Origin of the sequence: [Brevibacterium] flavum (assembly GCF_019317305.1) — a bacterium.
GTDB lineage: Bacteria > Actinomycetota > Actinomycetes > Mycobacteriales > Mycobacteriaceae > Corynebacterium > Corynebacterium glutamicum.
In genome coordinates this window covers 3302998-3325550 of the sequence record NZ_CP079240.1, presented here as the reverse complement: position 1 = coordinate 3325550, position 22553 = coordinate 3302998, and the positions used below count along the sequence as shown (strand labels likewise).

General features: G+C 53.5%; 22 protein-coding genes. 12 read left to right on the top strand and 10 right to left on the bottom strand.

Annotation, left to right across the window (positions count from 1 at the left end):
• Window positions 1-172: 172 nt before the first annotated feature.
• The 3 genes from KW808_RS16035 to KW808_RS16025 all read left to right on the top strand — a co-directional run bounded on the left by KW808_RS16035 (window position 173) and on the right by KW808_RS16025 (window position 4005).
• On the top strand, window positions 173-910 hold the full coding sequence (locus tag KW808_RS16035; protein WP_004567995.1) for a slipin family protein: 738 nt from the start codon (window positions 173-175) through the stop codon (window positions 908-910).
• Between the two features lie 255 nt (window positions 911-1165).
• Window positions 1166-1960 carry a hypothetical protein gene (locus KW808_RS16030; protein ID WP_144290598.1) on the top strand — a complete coding sequence of 265 codons (795 nt, stop codon included), beginning with the start codon at window positions 1166-1168 and terminating at the stop codon, window positions 1958-1960.
• A gap of 530 nt (window positions 1961-2490) precedes the next feature.
• A complete protein-coding gene (locus KW808_RS16025; protein WP_004567991.1) occupies window positions 2491-4005 on the top strand; it encodes an MFS transporter in 1515 nt (504 codons plus the stop codon).
• 79 nt (window positions 4006-4084) lie between these two features.
• Here the strand turns inward: KW808_RS16025 and KW808_RS16020 are convergent, their stop codons facing one another.
• The 6 genes from KW808_RS16020 to ihtR form a co-directional block, all read right to left on the bottom strand.
• A complete protein-coding gene (locus KW808_RS16020) occupies window positions 4085-5101 on the bottom strand; it encodes a hypothetical protein (RefSeq protein ID WP_034983401.1) in 1017 nt (338 codons plus the stop codon).
• A 354-nt stretch (window positions 5102-5455) separates the two neighbouring features.
• Window positions 5456-6541 carry a Gfo/Idh/MocA family protein gene (locus tag KW808_RS16015; RefSeq protein ID WP_004567988.1) on the bottom strand — a complete coding sequence of 362 codons (1086 nt, stop codon included), beginning with the start codon at window positions 6539-6541 and terminating at the stop codon, window positions 5456-5458.
• A gap of 34 nt (window positions 6542-6575) precedes the next feature.
• On the bottom strand, window positions 6576-7583 hold the full coding sequence (gene iolG, locus KW808_RS16010; protein ID WP_004567986.1) for an inositol 2-dehydrogenase: 1008 nt from the start codon (window positions 7581-7583) through the stop codon (window positions 6576-6578).
• A 22-nt stretch (window positions 7584-7605) separates the two neighbouring features.
• Window positions 7606-8487: a sugar phosphate isomerase/epimerase family protein gene (locus KW808_RS16005; RefSeq protein WP_004567985.1), complete on the bottom strand. Its 882-nt coding sequence runs from the start codon at window positions 8485-8487 to the stop codon at window positions 7606-7608.
• A 12-nt stretch (window positions 8488-8499) separates the two neighbouring features.
• Complete coding sequence (locus KW808_RS16000; RefSeq protein ID WP_004567983.1) at window positions 8500-9579, bottom strand: Gfo/Idh/MocA family protein; 1080 nt, start codon at window positions 9577-9579, stop codon at window positions 8500-8502.
• Between the two features lie 151 nt (window positions 9580-9730).
• The gene (ihtR, locus tag KW808_RS15995) at window positions 9731-11215 is read right to left on the bottom strand and encodes a transcriptional regulator IhtR (RefSeq protein WP_004567981.1); all 1485 of its coding nucleotides are present in this window, start codon (window positions 11213-11215) and stop codon (window positions 9731-9733) included.
• A 423-nt stretch (window positions 11216-11638) separates the two neighbouring features.
• Between ihtR and KW808_RS15990 the strand changes: the two genes are divergently transcribed.
• From KW808_RS15990 to KW808_RS15970, 5 genes are all read left to right on the top strand, one after another.
• Window positions 11639-13165: a sugar porter family MFS transporter gene (locus KW808_RS15990; RefSeq protein ID WP_004567980.1), complete on the top strand. Its 1527-nt coding sequence runs from the start codon at window positions 11639-11641 to the stop codon at window positions 13163-13165.
• Window positions 13166-13232: 67 nt separating this feature from the next.
• Window positions 13233-14324 carry a maleylacetate reductase gene (locus KW808_RS15985; protein WP_004567978.1) on the top strand — a complete coding sequence of 364 codons (1092 nt, stop codon included), beginning with the start codon at window positions 13233-13235 and terminating at the stop codon, window positions 14322-14324.
• Between the two features lie 26 nt (window positions 14325-14350).
• The gene (locus tag KW808_RS15980) at window positions 14351-15256 is read left to right on the top strand and encodes a dioxygenase family protein (protein ID WP_004567977.1); all 906 of its coding nucleotides are present in this window, start codon (window positions 14351-14353) and stop codon (window positions 15254-15256) included.
• 169 nt (window positions 15257-15425) lie between these two features.
• Window positions 15426-15983 carry a TetR/AcrR family transcriptional regulator gene (locus KW808_RS15975; RefSeq protein ID WP_004567976.1) on the top strand — a complete coding sequence of 186 codons (558 nt, stop codon included), beginning with the start codon at window positions 15426-15428 and terminating at the stop codon, window positions 15981-15983.
• 393 nt (window positions 15984-16376) lie between these two features.
• Window positions 16377-17903 carry a peptide MFS transporter gene (locus KW808_RS15970; protein ID WP_003855213.1) on the top strand — a complete coding sequence of 509 codons (1527 nt, stop codon included), beginning with the start codon at window positions 16377-16379 and terminating at the stop codon, window positions 17901-17903.
• 78 nt (window positions 17904-17981) lie between these two features.
• On the opposite strand, the gene tatA is transcribed toward KW808_RS15970, so the two are convergent.
• Entirely contained in the window at window positions 17982-18164 is a 183-nt protein-coding gene (gene tatA, locus KW808_RS15965; protein WP_003855212.1) for a Sec-independent protein translocase subunit TatA, read from the bottom strand.
• Between the two features lie 76 nt (window positions 18165-18240).
• Window positions 18241-18996: an SDR family oxidoreductase gene (locus KW808_RS15960; protein WP_004567972.1), complete on the bottom strand. Its 756-nt coding sequence runs from the start codon at window positions 18994-18996 to the stop codon at window positions 18241-18243.
• 427 nt (window positions 18997-19423) lie between these two features.
• On the opposite strand from KW808_RS15960, the gene grtA reads away from it, so the two are divergent.
• The 3 genes from grtA to grtC all read left to right on the top strand — a co-directional run bounded on the left by grtA (window position 19424) and on the right by grtC (window position 20261).
• Window positions 19424-19594, top strand: coding sequence for a type I toxin-antitoxin system antitoxin GrtA (gene grtA, locus KW808_RS15955; RefSeq protein ID WP_003855210.1), 171 nt, complete (start codon window positions 19424-19426; stop codon window positions 19592-19594).
• Between the two features lie 231 nt (window positions 19595-19825).
• Complete coding sequence (gene grtB / locus KW808_RS15950) at window positions 19826-19984, top strand: type I toxin-antitoxin system antitoxin GrtB (RefSeq protein WP_004567970.1); 159 nt, start codon at window positions 19826-19828, stop codon at window positions 19982-19984.
• Window positions 19985-20105: 121 nt separating this feature from the next.
• Window positions 20106-20261, top strand: coding sequence for a type I toxin-antitoxin system antitoxin GrtC (grtC, locus tag KW808_RS15945; protein ID WP_004567969.1), 156 nt, complete (start codon window positions 20106-20108; stop codon window positions 20259-20261).
• Between the two features lie 54 nt (window positions 20262-20315).
• Here the strand turns inward: grtC and KW808_RS15940 are convergent, their stop codons facing one another.
• A complete protein-coding gene (locus tag KW808_RS15940; protein ID WP_004567968.1) occupies window positions 20316-20966 on the bottom strand; it encodes an SDR family oxidoreductase in 651 nt (216 codons plus the stop codon).
• 12 nt (window positions 20967-20978) lie between these two features.
• Window positions 20979-22100: an NADH:flavin oxidoreductase/NADH oxidase gene (locus tag KW808_RS15935; RefSeq protein ID WP_004567966.1), complete on the bottom strand. Its 1122-nt coding sequence runs from the start codon at window positions 22098-22100 to the stop codon at window positions 20979-20981.
• Window positions 22101-22201: 101 nt separating this feature from the next.
• Between KW808_RS15935 and KW808_RS15930 the strand changes: the two genes are divergently transcribed.
• Entirely contained in the window at window positions 22202-22540 is a 339-nt protein-coding gene (locus KW808_RS15930; protein WP_004567965.1) for an ArsR/SmtB family transcription factor, read from the top strand.
• The last annotated feature ends 13 nt before the right edge of the window (window positions 22541-22553 follow it).

Genomic DNA, 22553 nt, shown 5'->3' with positions numbered 1-22553 from the left:
GAGTCCCATACTCCTTTCTGACATAGAGTCGCCGTCTACTGGATTTTTCTGGTGATGGCTTGTGGTTCGGCCCGATCCTGTTCTGCTTACAAGTTCAGGGGACGCACCGAAACCCCGCTGCTGCTAGACCCAGTGGCGGCGACTCGCTAGAGACGCTTTCGTAGGTGATTGCATGGGCATTTTTCGTTCACGTTCGGCGGGTATGGGTTGGTCAATGTATGCGCCTGGCCAGGAAGGATTCGCACCGGAGTGGCAGAGTTCAGCGTTGCGCTCCCCTGTTCCGCAAGTTGGTTTTGCTGTGCTGCGGCAACGTGATGGTGAGATCTCAAGGTTAAAGGGGCGTGAGTTTTCCCGCCCTGGGGATCAGTTCCGACAGGTAGATTTGCGCAGGCGACTGATTCAGATCCATCCGCAATCAATTCCAACAGCGGATGCGATGGCTGTAACCATCACTATGGCTCTCACTGCTGCCACGATTGATCCAGTGAAGTTCGTGGCGGATTCGCAGAACCCAGATGAAGAGATTTACTTGGCAGCTCAGATCGCGTTGCGGGAAATGGTTGTCGCTATGCCTTTGGAGGATTTCATCGGTGTGCGCATTGATTTAGAGCCTGTTTTGGTGGCTGCCCAAGCTGCTGCGAGGAATGTGGGCGTGGAAGTCTCTTCTATTTTGTTGAAGGATATGAATCTTCCCCGGGAGTACTCGGGAGCGCTGCAGGAATCGATCGTTGCGAAAATTCAAGCCGAAACTGATCTGGAACGTGCACGCAATGAAGTGAAAACCACTCGTGCTCGTCTGGCAAGCGCGAAAGTGTTGGAGCAGAATCCAATTCTTGCCAAAATTCGGATGCTTGAAGCTCTCCCACCGGGATCCACAATTGAAGTTCGTGAGGGCGATTCCAAGGCGTAAAGTTACTGAATTCGGTGCCCTCCACGGCACCGAAATGGGTAGATTCTCCTAGATAATCTAAAAATTTATACCTAGATAAACACGGTGGCTGGTACAGGTCAAAGGATGAATATTTAGGTGTAGGACTACCTTGCAAGGTGGTCGCAGCTGCACTACACTTAAGGTTTGAACAACGGCAGACAAGAACTGTTCGTTAATAGCGCGAAAGCCCCGCAGAAATGCGGGGCTTTCGCATTTCGTTGTAGCATTATTGACATGCCCCATAGTCTTGTTGGTGCAATGCATCCCGCACGTCTGGCTTCCTACGAAACTGAATGGCGTAGAGGCTTGGTCGAAGCTTCCACCCTAGTTACAGATTCTGCAGTGGTGTCGCTATACGTGTGGCAAGTGGCTTTGAGCTCAGCGTGGTATGAAACATTAGCTTATGTTGAGGCTGTTGTTAGAAATTCAGTTGACATGGCATTACGTGACTGGAATATGAGTCGAGGAAAGACGGAAAACTGGCTTGATGATGCAGCTCAGCCGTTATCTTCTCTGGTTAAATTGTCCGCTAAAAATGCTCAATATCGGGCAGAGCAGGCTTCGATTAGGCGCCACCCTGTTCACCCACGTTATAAAGCTCCGATAAGTCTTGATGACAAAGTTTCTCAACTAGATTTTGGAAACATTGTTCATCTCTTCCCGCTTACTGTGCCAGAAAAGAATGATAAGCGGTCATCAGGTTTCAATAAGCATGAGAACCTATGGATACATGGCATATCTAAAGGGTTTCCAAACTTGGGTGAGGAAACATTAGTCGCATGGGAGGGTCAATATCCCGTGGATCTGCCTAGAGAAGTTAAAGAAGGTTATGCAGTCGGATATGCACTGGAAAGATTGAGGAGACTTCGAAACCGTATCAGCCATCATGAACAAACCTTCGAAGTGGAACATCTACGCAGACTTGAAGATGCAAGCCTTTTGCTTGATGCTGTCTCTCCTGGTGCTGCCCAAGACTTGGAAAAGTTGGACCGTGTGCGTCGTACTCTTATGATGCGACCAAGGCCTTAGTGGTAAATAAATCTGAGGAAATCTAACTCCTTTGTGGCGATTTATTCGCTCTGCGTAAGTAATCCGTACTGTTATTAAGCGTAGGCGTTCTCAAAGATTTAACCTTGAGTTGTGGTTTTGATAGCACTTTTTCGGTGCCCTCCACGGCACCGAAAACAGTAACTTTCCCAAGAAAAATATAAGAAAACTTCCCCACACAGGCCGTGAAGAGCCTGAATTTATTGATTTTTCAGACAGATCTGGAAATGTGACCAATTTGTAACCCACCCCCGCTCACCTGCATGAGTGTGGGGTCTTTTTGCATTCTTCCAGCTCCCAGACTTGAAAATGATCTGACTTTTCACCCCGAACCTTACTAAGGTCGATTCATGTTGAAAAGAGAGGTGGTGTTTTCACTTCCCTTTTATAGGCAAAGCTTTAAGGAGTCTTACAGGAAGAAGTTAACACCGCCCAGGGGTGCGTTGGATGATGATCATCTACAAACAAACATTCCGTTATGCACTCATAAGATATGACGAGAGGTTTTACTCGTGAGCCCGATTCGCTCAAAAAAGAAAATCAAAGACGAACCACGATTAACGGTTGAAGATGTAAACGTAGTCCCCCCAAAGAAGATCCGCCCTGCCATTAAAGGCACTGTGGTGGGTAACTTCATGGAGTGGTACGACTTCGGAATTTATGGTTATTTGACGGTCACGATGACCGCAGTATTTACCCAAGGCCTGCCGCAAGAATGGCAGTTGTTGGCCGTGATGTTTGGTTTCGCGGTGTCTTATTTAGTTCGCCCGCTTGGTGGCCTGGTTCTGGGTCCGCTTGGCGATAAGGTTGGCCGCCAGAAGGTTCTGTACGTAACCATGGCCATGATGGCCGTGTCTACGGCGCTGATTGGCTTGCTGCCGACGGCGGCGTCGATAGGCGCTTGGGCTTTGGTGCTTTTGTACCTGTTGAAGATGGTGCAGGGATTTTCGACTGGTGGTGAATATGCTGGTGCGACCACCTATGTTGCTGAGTTTGCGCCGGATCGTCGACGAGGTTTCTTCGGAGCTTTCCTAGATATGGGTTCCTACCTGGGCTTTGCCACGGGTGCTTCCGTCGTGGCGATTACTACCTGGGTGACCACTCACTTCTATGGCGCAACTGCCATGGAGGATTTCGGTTGGCGTATTCCTTTCCTGACCGCGATCCCGCTGGGCATCATTGCGGTGTACCTGCGTACTCGTATCCCTGAGACCCCTGCGTTTGAGAACAACCAGGACGAGCCTAATGCAGTTGTTGAGAAGGACACTGAAGATCCTTATGCACGCCTGGGCCTGACGGGTGTTATCCGCCACCACTGGCGTCCACTGCTGATTGGTATTGCGATTGTGGCAGCTACCAACACTGCTGGTTACGCCCTGACCAGTTACATGCCTGTGTACCTGGAGGAGCAGATCGGTCTGCACTCCGCATCCGCTGCCGCTGTGACCGTGCCGATTCTGGTTGTTATGTCCCTGCTGCTGCCATTTGTTGGTATGTGGAGTGACCGCGTGGGCCGTAAGCCTGTGTATGCAACCGCTGTTGCGGCAACACTGATCTTGATGGTTCCTGCCTTCTTGATCATGAACACCGGAACCATCGGCGCCGTGCTGATTGCACTGTCCATGGTTGCTATTCCAACCGGTTTGTATGTGGCACTGTCCGCATCTGCCCTGCCAGCGCTGTTCCCAACCGCGTCACGATTCTCCGGAATGGGTATTTCCTACAACATTTCCGTGTCGTTGTTCGGTGGTACAACCCCGCTGATTACCCAGTTCCTGCTGCAGAAGACTGGCCTTGATATCGTTCCAGCGCTCTACATCATGTTCTTCTCTGCAATCGCAGGTGTGGCTCTGCTGTTCATGACTGAGTCTTCACAGAAGCCGCTGCTTGGTTCATTCCCAACTGTGGAAACCAAGTCTGAGGCCGTGGAGATCGTGAAGAACCAGGACGAGGATCCAAATATCGATCTCACCCACATGCCGTTTACTGATTCGGAAACCGCAGAACCCGAAAAGCAAAACGCATAACCGTAAAGCCCGCTGCAAGGCGGGCTTTTTTGGTGGCTGGGGGCGTCGAAAAGCGCTTATCGACGAGTGCTGCGTCGGTTTATGAGATGCTTTTGTAGTCCGCTAGACGAAGCATTCCAAGAGGTAGACCGGTGTCGGTTGGGAACCAGACCTGATCCGTTGTTGCAGTGATTTCCATGTGGGTGTCGAGGTAGCCTATCCAATCATTGTCACCATCAGCGGGGATGTATCGGCCGAGGCTGACTTCGGAAATGGTACGAGTCTGAGGATCTGTAGCTGCGTTTCGTGCTGTGATTTCAATTGGGGAATCAAGGACCAGTACGAGATAGAGATCAGTGGCAGGCTCACCATTGGGAGTTCGTTCACCTCGCATGAGTTCGCCGGCGGTCTGCATCGTTACTACACCAGAGAAGTAGTGCAGGTTTGACGCAGGCTGTTGAACGGGAGTTGGGACTGCTTGTTGAATGCTGGCCCCACCAGTCTGTACGGTTGACAGGCCGGAAAGATCGTTGACGCTGATCCATGAAATTTCATGATGGTCAGGCATTGAATTAGCGAAGATGAATTCTTCAGGCGCTGAGATCTTGGTAAGTGTGTTTCCTTGAATTCCATACAGTGTGCTCTGGGCTATTTCCCGCAAGGAATTCCAATCAACTTGATAGATTCCGATTCCTGAATTTGATGCCCGGATCCTCGATCGATCTCCTCCCACTCCGGAGGCTCCGTCAATGAACACTCCTTCTGCTTGGGTAGCTGTTTGTGTATTTTCGTCAAAGGTGAAAACCAAAACTGGTGAGTACTCTGCGCTGTTTACTCGAAGCAATAGATCTGGGGTGGAATCTGAAGTTGCCTCAACAAGTGCGTAGGAATAAGTGCCATTGGGGACATACTGCGCCGCTTCACTCACAGGGTAAATGCTTGGGTTGGCAAGAATCTGGGCGTATTCTTCCACGGCGTTTGCGCTTGGATCTTCAGGCAGCGCTGCTTCGGTGGTTCTGACGGGAGTGGTGGGTGAAATCTGTGATGAAGTTTCAGTGGAGCTTGCTACTTCAGTGGTCGTGGACTCTACAGTGCTGCTGCACCCTACCAGGACCAAGGAAAGGCTGCATGTGATGGGTAGGAGCTTCCTTAGGAAAGTTGCTCGGGACTGGGTTCGGGCAGAGTTCATAAGTGCTCCAAGGCTTCAAAAGTAGAAGGTTTGTTGATTGGCTGAAGTTACTATAACCCCGATGATTAAAAAGTTTTGGTTTAAGTCAATTTTTCTTAATTATGTATAAAACCCCCAATGTTTCACGTGAAACATTGGAAATAAATCCTCCAGCACCTCCGAACTACTGCGTTCAAAAGGTAATGTTTCACGTGAAACAATGAAAAACGCTCCACATTCAACGGGATGCGGAGCGTCTTTCTACCTACTTTTACCTCTGCGGTGTTTTGGGGTGCCTGAATCTTAGGCTGATGGAACCAGCGCACGCACCTCAACTGGCTGCGCAGAACCTTCAAGAATTTCCCGCACAGTAGGAATCTTCACTGGCTCGCCAGTGACCAGCGACAGCTGAGCTGCATCGGCAACAATCGCCGCAGCCACAGCGTCTGCAGGGGTACAAGGGTTTTCCCGCTCTCCCAGGATCAACTCCACGAACGCAATGCACTCATTCTTGTATGCGTCGGCGAAGCGCTCGGCAAACGTTGGGTGCGATTCACCGGTTGGGAAATCGATGCCCTCCTCCGCAGAAGCGAACGCAGACTTTTCATCCAGGCCAACGATCGCGGAATCTTTAGAGCCCATAACATCGAGGCGAACGTCGTGGCCTGCACCGTTGTAACGAGTGGCGATGGCGGTGGCGAGGGTGCCGTCGGCAAGCGTGAGTAGGGCCGCTCCGGTATCGATGTCACCGACTGCGCCGATTTCCGGGTCGCCGTTGTTGCTGCCCTTGGCGTACACCTCGACAATATCCTGGCCGGTCAGCCAGCGAAGGATGTCGAAATCGTGCAGCGACACATCGCGGAAAAGCCCACCAGAGGTAGCGCAGTAGGACACCGGTGGCGGAAACGCATCGCTCGATACGGCCTTGAGCGAATGAAGCCAGCCGAGGTCGCCTGCATCTAGGCGTCGTTTAGCTTCCTGGTAACCGAGGTCAAAACGGCGCTGGTGGCCGACCTGAACCGTCGCGCCAGCCGCATCAATTTCGCGGATGATGTCCAGCGACTCAGGCACATCCGACGCGATCGGCTTCTCGCAGAACATCGGCAGCTTTGCCGCGATGCCCTTGCGCAAAACATCGACGTGGCCAGCGGTGCTGGTGGCAATGAAAAGGGCATCCACCCCGTCCTCAATAAGCTTATCGACGCTTGCCGCCGCCTTCACGCCCATGTCCGCGCCCACCTGCTCCGCAAAACCGGGCATTGCGTCTGCGAGCACGATCTCAATATTGAGGTCGCGTTCCTTCAAAGTTTCAGCAACGGCAAGCATGTTGGTGACGTGCATGCGGCCAATACGGCCGACGCCGACCATTCCGATGGTGATGTTTTTCATGAGGTTTTCTCCTTAGGCATTAACTAGACGTTGACTAAACGTTGGCAGGGTTGAGGGTGACGGTGCGGCCGGTTTGAGCTGATTCGAGGCATGCATTCGCTAGTTCAAGGGCGATGACGCCGTCCTCGAAGTTTGGTGAGAAGCCTTGGCCGTCGCGGATTCCTTGAGCAAAAGTTGCGAGCTCTGCCTTGTAAGCGGCGTCGTAGCGCTCGAGGAAGAAGTTGAAAATCGGATCTGCCTGCTCGGTGCTTTCCGCATTGTGCTTGCGCACCGTGGTGGGCCTGATGTTGTCGGCGGCGAGCATGCCCTCAGAGCCGAAAGCCTCAAGTCGCTGGTCGTAGCCGTAGGAGCAGTGGCGGGAGTTCACGATGTTGATCAACTCGCCCTTTGAGCCACGAAGGGTGACGATAACCTGGTCGTAGTCATTGAACTCCGCGATTTCCTGGCTGAAAACATTGGCGCCGGTTGCAGTCACTTCCACGATATTGGGCACAAAGAAACGCGCCATATCCAGATCGTGGATGGTCATATCACGGAAGATTCCACCGGAACCTGCGATGTAGTCCTTCGGTGCGGGCGCTGGATCGCGGCTGATGATCACCAACTGCTCCAGGTTGCCGATCTCCTGGTTTGCCACTCGCGCATTGATGGCAGCGAAAGAAGGATCGAAGCGTCGGTTAAACCCCAGCATCACCTTGGAAGCGCCGTCGCCGATCTTCTCTTTGCAGGCACGCACCATTTCAATGTCTAAATCAATGGGTTTTTCGCACAGTGCAGGAATTCCACGTTCCACGGCGCGGGTGATCAGATCAACGTGGGTGCTGGTTGGTGAACCGATCACGATGCCATCAATATCATCGCGGGCGAACACCTTATCTGGTGATGCAACCGCTTCTGCCCCATTGGCTTCTGCCAAACGCTGTGCGCCTTCAATGAAAGGATCGGCGATAACAACGAGTTCAAGATCAGGGTTTGCAGCAATGTTGGCAGCGTGGACGTGACCGATGCGGCCAGCGCCGAAAAGGGCGATACGAAGAGTCATGAGTTTTTCAGCCTTTCAAAGATCAGTTAGTGGAGGGGGCGAGACGAGCAGCTTGTTCAAACGCTGCGATGGTAGTGTCAAAAGCGCGTTGCAGCCCTTCTTTCACCGGGAGGCTTCGGTGCTCTGCGGAAATAATTTCCACACCATATGCACCACTCCAACCGGCGTCGATGGCGCCACGGATGAAGCTTGCGGGATCAAATTCGCCCTCACCGCAGTACGCGCGGCGGTTGGTGGAATCATCGAAAAGATCAATTGGGGTGTCAATGAAACCATCATCAACCTCCACTGCGTTGACCTTGGACAGTGGAATGTTGCGCCACAGTTCATCGTTGGGGATTCCGATTTTCGCGGTGTGCCAGATATCAACCATGAGTCCAGCCGACGGGCTATCGGAATGGCTGACAACTTCCAGCGCGTCGTAGATGGTCTTCAGGTGAGAAAACGGAGTTGCTTCCAACGCGAGCTTGACGCCATGAGCTTCAGCTTCCGCAGCGAGATCAGTAAACGCACTGGCCATGTGAGCAATGGGAACCACACCATTGGTGCCCTCTCCTGCTCCGACCTTAATGTGTGGGGAACCAAGAGCTTGCGCCGCAGCAAACAGATCCGCACGAACGGCATCGGACTCTTGGCGTTCCGCACCAGTCGCCCACCAACCATTGAGGAACTCCACCTCAATGATTTCAATTCCTGCAGCGTGGATGCGTCGGCGCAATTCCTCGTAGCCAATGGTGTCGCGTGCTTTGATGAGATCGGCGTGGACAAGCCCAATGCCTGCCCAACCGGTTTCAGCGACTAGAGCGATGCGCTCATCGATTGCTACTGGGCTGCTGAGATCGTCACGATCGGGTGCGGCGTCTCCCGCGCTGGTCCAGCAAGATGCAATAAGTTGTGGTTTCATGGAGTGCTCCTCTTAGATGTTTACGGAAATGCCCTGGTTGTTGTCGGATTCGTAGCATGCACTGACAATGCGAGCGACTGTGAGAGCATCCTCAACTGGCGCCACATTGCGGGATCCAGTGCGAATGGAATTCACCCACCCCTGCATTTCTGTGCGGAAGTTGCTGATGTTTTCTAGCTCTGGAAGCTCTGAGAATTTGTTGGATTCTGTGCGAGCAAACGGTGGGGTGAAGTAGCTCTGGGTCCACTCGGTCCAACCCTGTGGCCATCCTTGACTGGATTCATTGAGGTATACGCGCAGTGTCTGAGGGAGGATTCCGGCTTCGATCATTCCCTTGGTTCCATAGACCGTGAGGCGGGAACTTTCGAACCACTCCAGATCATCGTGGCCGTCGAAGCTGAAGCTGACGGAGAAATCTGGGTAGTACAGCAGTGCGGAGGCTGAGTCTTCGCGGCTGGTGTCGTCAGAGAGCTTTGCGGTCTTATGTACTCGGGCGTTCACGGATTCTGGAGCTCCGAAGACTTCCACCAAAGCGTCGAGCATGTGGCAGCCAAGAATCCACAACACACCGCCCATGTCTGCGGGTTGGTTGAGGTGCTCGGTGATGTGCTCACCTACTTTTGCGGCGCCGCGTGCTTGCACGCTGACGACTTCGCCGATGAGGCCGGCGTCGAGAAGCTCTTTTAATCTCTGAACCGATTCAGACAGGCGGACGTTGTACCCGACCTGCACGATTCGCTGAGGATCGGCAGCTTCTTTGAGGGCCAGGAGCTCCTCAAGATCCGCCACTGTTCCCCCGCCGGGCTTCTCTACGACGACGGATTTTCCGGCCGCGAGCGCACGCTTGGCGTGAGGGACCATGTCCTTGCTCTTGGAGTGAACCATGATGGCGTTGATGCGATCGTCGTTCAGGACGTCATCGATCTCGCGGGGTTCAACATCATATTTGTCGGTGAAGTACTGGAGGCGGGAATCAGTATCCGCGGCGGCGACGACCTCTACCCCATCAATTTCACGGAGGGCACGCACCCGCGCCGACGCATGCGGGTGGGTGATGCCTAGCAGGCCAACAACAATTTTTTGATCACTCATGGGAATTCTCCTAAAACGCAACCCGCAGGTTTTTATCTGGGTGGTGGAGCTTGGTTGAACTGTATGACTGGCCGGGGTATCTCACGAAGACTCACCTACCGGACAAGTGTCTCAATCATGACACGCATCACTTTGAACGTCAATGAATTGCTTAAACCACAATGCTCAGAGGGGTTACCTGGGGTAGTTTTTGGTTGCCCCCGTTGTGCTCAATGGTCGCTCCCAGCGCTTGGGAAATCTCCGCAGACCCCTGCAGGATTAGTTCCACGGCCGAGTAGTCGGCGGTATCGCTGAGGATGCCGTCCCGCAGGCCACTCATGGACAGGCTTGCCACGACTTCACCACGGTGGTTGTAAATGGGTGCTCCCACAGCAGCGATTCCGGGAGTAATTTCATTGTCTACCAGGCAAAATCCCTTGTCACGGTCCTCATCCAAGTGCTGGAACAGCTCGGCCCTGGACGGACCTTTAGACCAGTTGTGGCCCTCGAATCCTAAGTTTGTGGCATACGTTTCCCAGGCCCGGCGTCCCTCAAAAGCGAGAAGCGCGCGCGGTGCGGCACCGACATGAAGGGGCAGCGAGGTTCCCAATTGGAGAACTCGACTATTCACGCGATCGCCATCAACTCGCTCGATGCACACCGCGCGAATGCCGTGGCGGACACACAAAAATGTGGTTTCACCAGTGAGTGCGTGAATTTTCCGCATGGTCAGTGCGGCGATCTTGCGGAGATCCATATGGCGCAATTGCGATTCGGCAAGTGTGAGCATGGCTAGGCCAACGCGATAGGAGCCGCGCTTTCCGTCCTGCTCAACCCACCCGATCGCGGTTAAGGTGTGGAGCATTCTGTACACCGAACTGATCGGCTCCCCCAGCACCTCGGCTAGGCGAGCGGAGTTGGTGGGCCCTTCAGTGCGGAGGACATCCATGAGCGTTGCCGCTTTGGTGATCACCGAAGGTGAATTGGGTTCCTTGATTCGTGATGGATCGAATTCCTGCGTTTTGGCTGGCGGCATGTTTGCGATTGCGCACGCAGTTTCCTTCAACGTGTCCCGGATGGTGTCGATTTTGCTCTCAACGCTTGCACTTAGCCCAGCTACCGCCACTGCACCTAAGACGTCGCCGTTAGCGTTTTTCACCGCGACAGCTAAGGATGACACTCCAACGGTGAGCTCGCCGTGATCAATACTCCACCCTTTGCGCAGGTCTTTGCCCTGGAGAACATGGGAGACTGCACCTTTTTGGGACGGGAGCGTGCGGCCAGGGGCGAGGTAAATCAGATCAATATCTGCGCCCTCCTGCCAATCCAGACTGATGATGCGGTCATCTTGGAGGGTGCAAAAGAAAGCGGTCATGCCCAGCTGATCGCGGAGCCAGCCTAATTTTTCCCGCAATAAAGTTCTGTTAAGCAGGGCGTCAACGGCACTTTCGCCCAGGTGGAGGATGTTTACGCCAAGCCCAAGTAAGCCACTGCTGGTGATGTTGACGTACCCGACTTCCTCTAACGAAGACGTTATTCGATAGATCGACGATCTCGGCTCATTTAACTGTTTTGCCAGCTCAGAATGAGTATTTGGCCCTGCCGAAAGTGCGTCTACTAAAAGTCCTGCTTTGGTGAGTAGCTGAATGGTTTGCATATTTGATCCGTTTTTCTAAAGGTTGTTTTTGATTTTGCCCCCGCATGGGGTGTTTTGTGGCGGCTAAACAGGTTGTCTTGGGTAACTATATCGACGAAAAGTAACCCACAACACAAAAAGTCTTGACAAAAGCTTATCTTACGAACAAGATGTCCGGTAGATGATAGTTCGAAATCGGGGGCAACCCCAATGAAAGAACCAGAATCATTGAACTAGCGAGGAAATGGGACTCACACCTTCGTCCCTCCTTCTCCTAAAAGCGTAGGCCGGCCACCTTCCCGGTTGTTTTAAGTCGTTTGAACAAGCTTTACAAGTGCACAGGGCTAAATGCTCCAAACCCTTTTCCATAACTCTGCTTTCTGGATCGGTTAAGAGCTGCATATAGCAACAATTGTGACTTCATCAAAGATAAAAGGACACAACATGACGGACATCAAGGCCACATCAAGTACATCGGCCACTACAGCACCAACAGCAGGCCGACCAGCGCGTCGACTTGGACAAATCTCCCTCGTCGCCTGTCTCGGCGGACTCCTCTTCGGCTATGACACCGGTGTCGCCAACGGCGCCGAAGGCCACATGGCACAAGAACTCGGACTCAACGTGCTGCAACTCGGCGTTGTCATCAGTTCACTGGTTTTCGCTGCAGCCTTTGGCGCGCTGTTCGCTGGGCGTATCTCGGACGAAATCGGGCGTCGAAAAGCAATTATCACTTTGTCCGTGCTGTTCTTCCTCGGATCAATCCTCGTCGTATTCTCCCCTGCCGGTGAGCTGGGGCAGTTCTACGGACCAGGATTTGCCGCCTTGGTCACCGGGCGCATCATGTTGGGTCTCGCGGTTGGCGGCGCCTCCACAGTAGTTCCGGTGTACCTCGCTGAACTCGCACCACTAGAAATCCGCGGCTCCCTGACCGGCCGAAACGAGCTTGCTATCGTCACCGGCCAGCTGCTTGCCTTCGTGATCAACGCGCTTATCGCGGTCACCCTACACGGAGTTATTGATGGAATCTGGCGCATCATGTTCGCCGTCTGTGCCCTCCCTGCCGTCGCCCTCTTCCTCGGCATGCTGCGGATGCCGGAATCACCACGCTGGCTGGTCAACCAGGGGCGTTACGACGACGCCCGCCGCGTCATGGAGACCGTCCGTACCCCTGAGCGCGCGAAAGCCGAAATGGATGAAATCATCGCGGTGCACTCTGAAAACAATGCGGCACTTCCTGGTGTTAAGCAGTCTTCTGGCCAGGCTTCAGGCCAGGTTTCTAGCAAGCACACCCACATGTCCATCGGCGAAGTCCTCAGCAACAAATGGCTGGTTCGTCTGCTCATCGCCGGCATCGGTGTTGCAGTTGCCCAGCAGCTCACCGGCATCAACGCCATCATGTACTACGGAACCCGCGTCCTCGAGGAATCCGGCATGAGCGCAGAAATGGCTGTGGTTGCCAACATTGCTTTCGGTGCCGTTGCCGTCATCGGTGGACTGATCGCACTGCGCAACATGGACCGCCTGGATCGCCGCACCACCTTCATCATCGGCCTGTCACTGACCACCACCTTCCACCTTTTGATCGCAGCTGCTGGCACTCTCCTTCCAGAAGGTAACTCCATTCGACCATTCGCCATCATGATCCTTGTTGTTGGGTTCGTGCTCTCCATGCAGACTTTCCTCAACGTTGCAGTGTGGGTGTGGCTGGCGGAAATCTTCCCAGTCCGAATGAAGGGTATCGGCACCGGTATCTCGGTATTCTGCGGTTGGGGCATCAATGGCGTCCTAGCGTTGTTCTTCCCGGCTCTGGTCTCCGGCGTGGGTATCACCTTCTCCTTCCTTATCTTCGCAGTCGTCGGAGTCATTGCCCTGGCGTTCGTCACCAAGTTTGTTCCTGAAACCCGTGGCCGCTCACTTGAAGAACTCGACCACGCAGCATTCACCGGCCAGATCTTCAAGAAGGCTTAAACCCTCCTCCGATCTCGATGGCTAGTTCTTTAAAAACCACCACACCTTTTAGAAAGTGAATCTTTCCGTGAACAACTCACTCGCATTCAACCACGACACCCTCCCACAGAAAGTCATGTTTGGATATGGCAAGTCCAGTGCATTCTTAAAGCAGGAAGTTGAACGCCGCGGCTCAGCCAAGGTCATGGTCATTGCGGGTGAACGAGAAATGTCGATCGCCCATAAGGTGGCCTCAGAAATTGAGGTGGCGATCTGGCACGACGAAGTTGTCATGCACGTGCCCATCGAAGTAGCCGAACGTGCGCGTGCAGTGGCAACCGACAATGAGATTGATCTGCTGGTGTGTGTTGGCGGCGGATCCACCATAGGTTTGGCCAAAGCAATTGCCATGACCACTGCCCTGCCCATCGTCGCGATCCCCACCACCTACGCAGGATCGGAAGCAACCAACGTGTGGGGTCTGACGGAAGCAGCGCGCAAAACAACCGGTGTTGATCTGAAGGTGCTCCCCGAAACAGTCATTTACGATTCCGAACTCACCATGTCGCTTCCAGTGGAGATGTCCGTGGCATCCGGACTCAACGGCCTGGCGCACTGCATTGATTCTTTGTGGGGGCCCAACGCCGATCCCATCAACGCAGCGCTTGCAGCCGAAGGAATCCGCGCACTCAACCAGGGACTGCCGAAAATTGTTGCGAACCCGCACAGCATCGAAGGACGCGACGAAGCCCTCTACGGCGCCTACCTCGCAGCAGTATCCTTCGCCTCCGCAGGCTCCGGACTGCACCACAAAATCTGCCACACCTTGGGAGGCACCTTCAACCTCCCCCACGCCCAAACCCACGCAACCGTCCTGCCGTATGTTTTGGCATTCAACGCAGGCGACGCACCAGAAGCTGAACGCCGCGCAGCCGCAGCCTTTGGAACTGACACCGCACTAGAAGGCCTGCAACGCCTCCGCTTGGCAGTGAACGCACCAAAACGACTTTCCGACTACGGCTTCGAGGCTTCAGGAATTGCTGAGGCAGTGGACGTCACGTTGGAGAAAGTTCCCGCCAACAATCCTCGCCCAGTGACCCGGGAAAACCTCAGCAGATTGCTCGAAGCAGCACTCAACGGTGAGGATCCGGCAGTTCTTAGCGCAGTACTCAGCAACTAACCCGGCGATTTTTCAAGGAGAAAATCATGACAACCACCACCGCAGACCACAACATCAACGTGCAGCAAAAGGCTGTTGAAGAAGATCTGGTGAACCGTGTCCTCCAGTCTTTTGATGCGTGTGAAAACCCGCGCCTCAAGCAGCTGATGGAATCGCTGGTTGTGCATCTGCACGATTTCATCCGGGATGTGCGCCTCACCGAGGATGAGTGGAATTACGCCATTGATTTCCTCACAGCGGTTGGCCACATTACTGATGACAAGCGCCAAGAGTTTGTGTTGCTTTCCGATACCTTGGGCGCCTCGATGCAGACCATCGCGGTGAACAACGAAGCGTATGAAAACTCAACGGAAGCTACAGTCTTTGGTCCATTCTTCCTCGATGACGCTCCTGAGGTTGAGCTGGGTGGAGATATCGCCGGCGGCGCCCAGGGGCAGGCAGCGTGGATTGAAGGAACCGTCACCGACACTGAAGGCAATCCCGTTCCGAATGCTCGTATCGAGGTGTGGGAGTGCGATGAAGATGGACTCTACGATGTCCAATATGCCGATGAGCGCATGGCGGGTCGCGCGTATATGCACACCGACGCCAATGGCGATTACCGCTTCTGGGGTCTGACTCCGGTTCCTTATCCAATCCCCCACGATGGCCCCGTGGGCAACATGCTCAAGGCGGTTGGTCGTTCGCCGGTGCGCTGCGCCCACCTTCACTTCATGGTGACCGCTCCTGAATTGCGCACCTTGGTCACTCACATTTTCGTTGAGGGTGATCCGCAGCTAGAAATCGGCGATTCCGTCTTCGGAGTCAAGGACTCGTTGATCAAGAAGTTTGAGGAGCAGGCGCCAGGCACTCCTACCCCAGATGGTCGGGATCTCGGCGATCAAACGTGGGCGCGCACGCGCTTCGACATCGTGCTCGCGCCGGGCGCGTAGGATTTCGCTTTTCGACGCAACCCTCCAGAATGCCAATGTTTCACGTGAAACATTGGCATTCTTTGGATTCCAGACCGATCTCCATCAATTCACAGGCGAAGCGAACCGAAAACGATTGCGTTGTTCTACACTGATCAGAGCCCGTCCCTCAACAAGAAGAGCAACACCAATGAATCTGAAAGATCTCAAGGCCGCAGAGACCCGTCAAAGGTTTATCGATGTAGCCCACGAACTCTTCTTGGAGCACGGTTATGGTTCCACCTCCATGAATCAGATCGCTCAGGCAGCGGGTGGTAGCCGGGCAAACCTTTACCTTCATTTCCGTAACAAGCCCGATCTCATGATGGCTAAAATGCGGGAACTTGAACCCGCGGTCCGCACCCCTGTCCTAAAAGTTTTTGATCTCTCTGAACACACTTTGGAGTCCATTCTTAGATGGCTGGACTCCATGACGGAGATGTGGAAAGCGAATGCCAAAGTGTTCGGGGCGATGGAACAAGCGATGGTCGAAGATGCTGCGGTGGCCGATGAGTGGCTTTCAATGATGCAGAGGTTGAGCCAATCGGTGCCCGAATTGGTTGAGAATGAAGAGCGTCGAGTTCAGTTCCTGGCTAGTTTGATGAGCATGGATAGAAACTTTTACTTCCTCTATGTCCGAGGGCAAGATGTTGATGAGGAATTGCTACAGTTGGCTGTGGCTCGCCAATGGTTGGCAGTTTTCCAATAGGCAATGCGCCCCAATCCCCTATTTGTGAATTATTTCAAATTGGGGGCCGTTTGTGTGGAAGTCCACTGATGGCGTGCAGCCTGTTTGGGTGGTCGCGCTGGAGATTGTGGAACGCTTAATATTCTTCGCGCACACTTCTTTACCCCCATTTTGTTCCTTTTTGAGCACATGGTGTCCGAAAGTGCTTTTCAAGCGAGGGGCATTTGTGGGATTTAGGGAATTGTGAAGCCGTATCTGACTTCTTTCAATGTTTCACGTGAAACATTTCCCTCATTTGCCGTTCAATCCCCTGTGATCAACTTAAGCCTCTAGCTATTTTCAACTGTGTTTCAGTTGCGGGATCGTTGGGTGCCTAATTGGAGTTGTCCTTTTAGGTGGAGGATCATAGAAGTTATGAACACCGACACAACTCAAGACGGTGTGAGTCCTGAACCTTCCGACCCCCACCTAGGGTCTGAAGTGGCGGAAACTCACCGCGAAAAGAAATTCTTCGGCCAGCCTTGGGGGCTGGCAAACCTCTTCGGCGTGGAGATGTGGGAGCGATTCAGCTTCTACGGCATGCAGTCCATCCTTGCTTTCTATCTGTACTACTCCGTCACCGATGGCGGACTTGGTATGAATCAGACAGCTGCACTGTCCATTGTGGGCGCCTACGGCGGCTTCGTCTACATGACCTCCCTCGTGGCTTCGTTCATTGCAGACCGAGTATTGGGCTCTGAACGCACACTCTTCTACTCCGCGATCATCGTCATGCTGGGCCACATTGCCCTGGCCTTGATTCCAGGATATACGGGACTGTCCATCGGCTTGGTCCTCATCGGCCTTGGCTCAGGTGGCGTGAAGACGGCAGCGCAGGTTGTGCTGGGCCAGCTGTACTCACGCACGGACACGCGTCGAGACGCAGGCTTCTCCATCTTCTACATGGGCGTCAACCTCGGTGGCCTCTTTGGCCCGCTGATCACCAACGCTCTGTGGGGATGGGGAGGATTCCACTGGGGCTTCGGTATCGCCGCAGTCGGCATGGCTTTGGGTCTCATCCAATACGTGGCGATGCGTAAAACCACCATCGGTGCGGCAGGGCATACTGTTCCTAACCCACTGCCTAAGAATGAATATGCGCGCTGGATTATCGGCGCAGTCGTGGTTGTCGCAGCAGTTGTCGCTCTCATCGCAACGGGCATCATCAAGCTGGAATGGCTGTCCAACATCACCGCAGCGATCGCACTGATTGCGGCTATTGCTCTGCTTGCTCAGATGTACGTTTCCCCACTGACCACCGCAGCGGAAAAGTCCCGCTTGTTGGGATTCATCCCAATGTTCATCGGTGGCGTGCTTTTCTTCGCGATCTTCCAAACCCAGTTCACCGTCCTCGCGGTTTACTCCGACACCCGCCTGGACCGTAACTTCTTCGGCATTGATCTTCCTCCAGGATTGATCAACTCCTTCAACCCAATCTTCATCATCATCTTCTCCGGAATCTTTGCCACCTTGTGGACAAAACTCGGAGCAAAGCAGTGGTCTACTGCAGTGAAGTTCGGTGTCGCCAACATTGTCATTGGTTGCGCGCTGTTCTTCTTCCTGCCGTTCGCCGGCGGTGCAGAGAACTCTACCCCAATGGCACTGATCATTTGGGTCTACTTCCTCTTCACCATCGCTGAGCTTCTGCTCTCCCCTGTCGGCAACTCACTTGCAACCAAGGTCGCACCCGAGGCATTCCAGTCCCGCATGTTCGCCGTGTGGCTGATGGCTGTCTCCATGGGTACGTCCCTGTCCGGCACCCTGGGTGGTTACTACGATCCAACCGATGCAGGATCTGAAAAGGTCTTCTTCATTACCGTTGGCGTTGCAGCCATCGTTCTTGGTGCAATCGTCATTGCAGCCAAGGGCTGGGTACTGAAGAAGTTCATCGACGTCCGATAGGCCTCACAAAGACTCAAAATAAAAACCGCGTGCCTTCTCTAAACAGAGAAGGCAGGCGGTTTTTAGATGCGAGGAACCTTAGTTCTTCAAGGTCTGATCGGAGCTTTCGATCTGATCCTTGTTCATCTCTTTGATCTCAGATTTGAAAATGCGCATCGAACGGCCAACGGACCGAGCAACATCAGGCAACTTATTGGAACCAAAGAGGACAATTACTACAAGAGCAACAATGAGTAATTGTGCTGGACCTGCAGGCGTCATAACGGACCTTCCGTAGGAAATATTTCTGCATTCCACCCTAGACTTAATCCCTGGGAGCCTAAAATAATCAATTCATTTATCCGGCGATTAGTCGCGCAAAACACATCGCTACCCGATCAGGCGACAGAGATTTCATGAGATACAGCGCCTTATCCAACTTTGACACCCCGTGATGCACCTTTCCCTTCGCCCACCGAGATTTCGGATGCACCGCATCCCATACCGCCTGTGCCACCTGTTCCGGAGTGATCCGGACGCCCAAACGCTTCAGTGACTTAGCCTTCACGCCGTTCACCAAATCGGTTTTCGCCCACAAAGGCCAAACATCGACCACGCGAATATCGTCTTTCCGCCACTCCAAATTCAGCGCCTCAGTAAGACCTGCGACGTAAAACTTCGAAGCCGAATACACCGCGATCTGGGGCTGCCCGTACACCGCCGACGCCGAGGACATGTTTAACAACTGGGCGCCCGGCGTGCGCGCCAAATAAGGATGAGCGGCGCGGGCACCAAGAGTCACGCCATTGACGTTGATTGCAAGAAGCTTGTCGACGCTCCCCTCCTCTGCGTCCTGCAGCGGTCCCTCAATAATCACGCCGGCATTATTGTCCACCACATCGATGGTGCCTCCGGTGTGCGTCGCAAAGTCTTCTAGGGCTTTGTCCCACGACTCGGACTGTCGAACATTGAGGTAGCCCCAGCGAAGATTGGGGTGTGAATAGGTGATTTCCGCGATGTCGTAGGCTCCAACGAGCCAACCTTCGTGAAGAAATTTCAACGCCACAGCTTTGCCAATTCCGTTCGCCGCACCGGAAATGAAGATTGATTTCATGGTGTTTACTTTAGGTGAGATGTGCCCTGAGCTGGCACGATTCAATCAGCAGAAAGCTGGCAGAATTTTCTTAAGCCGGTTGAGATGACCTTTGTTGGTTAGCCATGGTGATATGCCATTTCTGCAGCTAGATCATGGTGATGGGGGAATTCCCATAAACTTCAGTATTTTTGCATTTGTGCAGGTCACGGAGTTGAAACTTGGTCTGACCGCTGCTTGTAGGAAAAATTTTTTCGGTGTTAACTTCAAATCACAGCAACGGAACACACCGTCGCTGGCACACCTTGCAAGTACACGAGAAAGCGAGTTCTTTTCATGGGATACATCGTCAACATCTTCAACACTGTCCTGGGAAGCGTTTCCGACATCTTCTCTGCAGTCGTTCTTTCTTCCTAAATCTCACTCAACCACTTAAAAGGAGTTCAACATGTTCGATCAGATTCAGCACTTCACTGACATTGCACAAAACTTCCAGCCTGCACAGTGGGGCACTCAAATTCAGGAGCAGTTCCAGCAGCACTTCCCTCAGCAGATTCAGCAGTGGGTTCGCCCTGAGGCTGCTCCCCTGCCGGAGCGTACCTCTTCCCTCTCTTCCTAAGAACACATGAGGGGACGCTTCAAGTGAAACATCCCCCAATGCGATCCGGAATGATTAGCTTTGCTGCCAACTCAGCTGCCAGAGAGACGCCATCGGTAACCGATGTTCTGGGAGGGCTGCGGTTGGAGGTAAAGCCTCATCGTGGCAAGTCTAGCGATACCTCAAGCTTTTTTAAACCTTTTACAACAGACGTTTTTGCTTCTTTACAACAATCACTTTAAGGAGATCACCATGTTTGATCAGTTCCAGCAGTTCACCGACATTGCACAGAACTTCCAGGGCGCACAGTGGGGTGTCCAGATTCACGAGCAGTTCCAGCAGCACTTCCAGAATTGGTTTAACACCGAAACTGTAGAGCCAGCCAAGAGTGCTTTCTCCCTCAGCTCCTAGTCGCTCTTTAAGGTCAATGTTTCACGTGAAACATTGACCGAGGAGCCCTACTCCCCTTGAGAATCGCAGCGCAGCTGTTTTTACTCCCCGAACTTATTCAACCTCAGCAAAGGAAATCACTATGTTTGATCAGATCCAGCACTTCACTGACATCGCACAGAACTTCAAGCCAGCACAGTGGGGCGCTCAGATCCAAGAGCAGTTCCAGCACTTCCAGGGATGGGCGCGACCTGAAGCAGTCGAGCCACAGCACTACACTTCTTCACTCTCTTCCTAGAAGTAGCTAAAGAGGGAGAATGTTTCACGTGAAACATTCTCCCTCTTTTCGTCTTTACTTGATGAGGCGTTCTACGGCTTCCGCCACCGGAGTTGAACCGTCGGTGAGTTCAACAATGATCTGCGACAACTGCGGTTGATGCAGAGCTTCATCAATGAACGCTGCGACATTATCGCGAGCAACATTGCCGTAATTAATCGCTAAGCCAGCAGTGACTAAACCATCCCCTGCCTCATCTTGAAGCACGCCTGGTCGGACAATAACCCAGTCCAGGTCAGTGTGACTGAGGTAGACATCGGCGGACTTCTTCACCTTCATATAGTGCTCAAAGTTCTCGGTGGTGTTCTCCCCGCGGGAGGATTCCGGAAACGCAGAGACCAAGATGAAGCGTGAAACGTTGGCCGCGCTGGCAGCGTCGGCGGCTTTACGGAGGCCGGCGCCGTCGATAAGCGTGGTATTTTCTTGCCCTGTTCCGTGGGCGCCTGCAGAAAATACGATGGCATTGTGACCGCAGAAAAGCTCCGCAAGCTCCTCCGTGCTGTTGTGGATGAGATCCCCGAGTACGGCAGTTGCCCCAGTGTCTGTGATTTTTGAGGCCTGCTCAGGATTGCGGTGCATGCCGCTAACTGCATCTCCCCTGGCGTGAAGCAGGCTGGAAAGTCGATTGCCGATGCCACCCGCAGCGCCGATGATGAAAACCTTCATGTCAACACTCCTTTAAAGTACGTAGTCGTATTGGCGAACATACCTGGGTTCCTCACCTAGCGCGAGGGCTGCTTGGTTTGCCCAGGAAGGATCCTTGAGCAGTGGACGGCCGAGGAAAACTGCATTGACATCGCCAGAATCAACCAAACTGTGCGCAGTTTGGGCGTCATCAATGCGCCCCACAGCAGCGACTGTCACTCCGGTACTTGCGTGAAGATCTGCGGCCTTCGCGGTTTGGTAATCGCGGTCATGCGGAATGGGGACGATGTCGAGGCCGCCAGAAGAGGCATCGATCAAATCAACTCCGCGCTCGGATGCCCACAAAGCCAGCTGCCTGCTTTGGCTTAGCGTCCAGGACTCGCGATCATCCTGTGGGTTTTCCTCCACCCAGTCGGTGGTGGAAATGCGCATGAATACAGGCTTTTCCTTTGGCCACACTGCGCGGATTGCATCAATGACTTCGAGCACGATGCGAGCGCGGTTTTCTAAAGATCCGCCGTATGAATCGGTGCGCTTGTTGGAGATCGGAGAAAGGAAGTTATGCAAAAGGTAGCCGTGTGCTGCGTGAATTTCCACGACATCAAAACCAGCCTGGTCGGCACGAACGGCGGCGCCAGCGAACTGCTGCACAACCTCTTGGATTTCTGAAACCGTCAGCTCGCGCGGAGCAGGCAAACCTGGGAATGCCAGAGGGCTGGGGCCGACAGTCTCCCATCCATTGGTTTCTGGTCCAACATATCCGCCACCATTCCACGGAGCATCGGTGGATGCCTTGCGGCCAGCATGGGCTAATTGAACGGCCGGTACTGCCCCACCGGCGCGAATAGCTGCTGTCACTCGGGAGAATGGTTCAATTTGGTCATGGCTCCAAAGTCCAAGGTCGACTGGGGAGATGGGAGCTACGGGGCTCACTCCAGTTGCTTCAACCATGACTAATCCGACACCACCTGCTGCGCGAGCTGCGTAATGAGCCTGGTGAAAATCGGTGGGAAGACCTGAACCGGTGGCTGCAGAGTAGGTGCACATCGGTGACATCCACACGCGGTTGGGGATGGTGATGTCGCGGATTTGAATTGGGGTAAACAGCTTGGACACCAAAGGCTCCATTCGATCGACTAGTACGACGTTTGCCATACAACGAGTTTGATCGTACAACTAGCTTGGCTTAAGGGCAAGGTACGATTAGAGTCGTACCTAAATTCAATACTGTTTTATGAGATCATTTGGAGGGTGTCATGGCCCGCAAATTGGAACATCCATCTTTGGCCGAGATGAATTTAACTGCCATTATGTCTGCGCTGTCGGATCCTATTAGGCGACAAATCCTGTCGCAGCTGTCGTGCGGACATAATGATCAGGCATGTGTTGCCTTCGAGCTTCCAGTATCTAAATCCACCTCAACGCACCACTTCCGCGTACTCCGTGAGGCGGGTCTGATTACTCAGCGCTATGAAGGAACTGCCATTCTAAGTGCGCTGCGCAGCGAAGATATGGAAGCGCGTTTTCCGGGACTGCTGACTTCTGTCATGCGAGCGGAAGTGGAAGAGCGCAACGCAGCTGACTTGCCCGTTTAGGACGGTTAGCAAG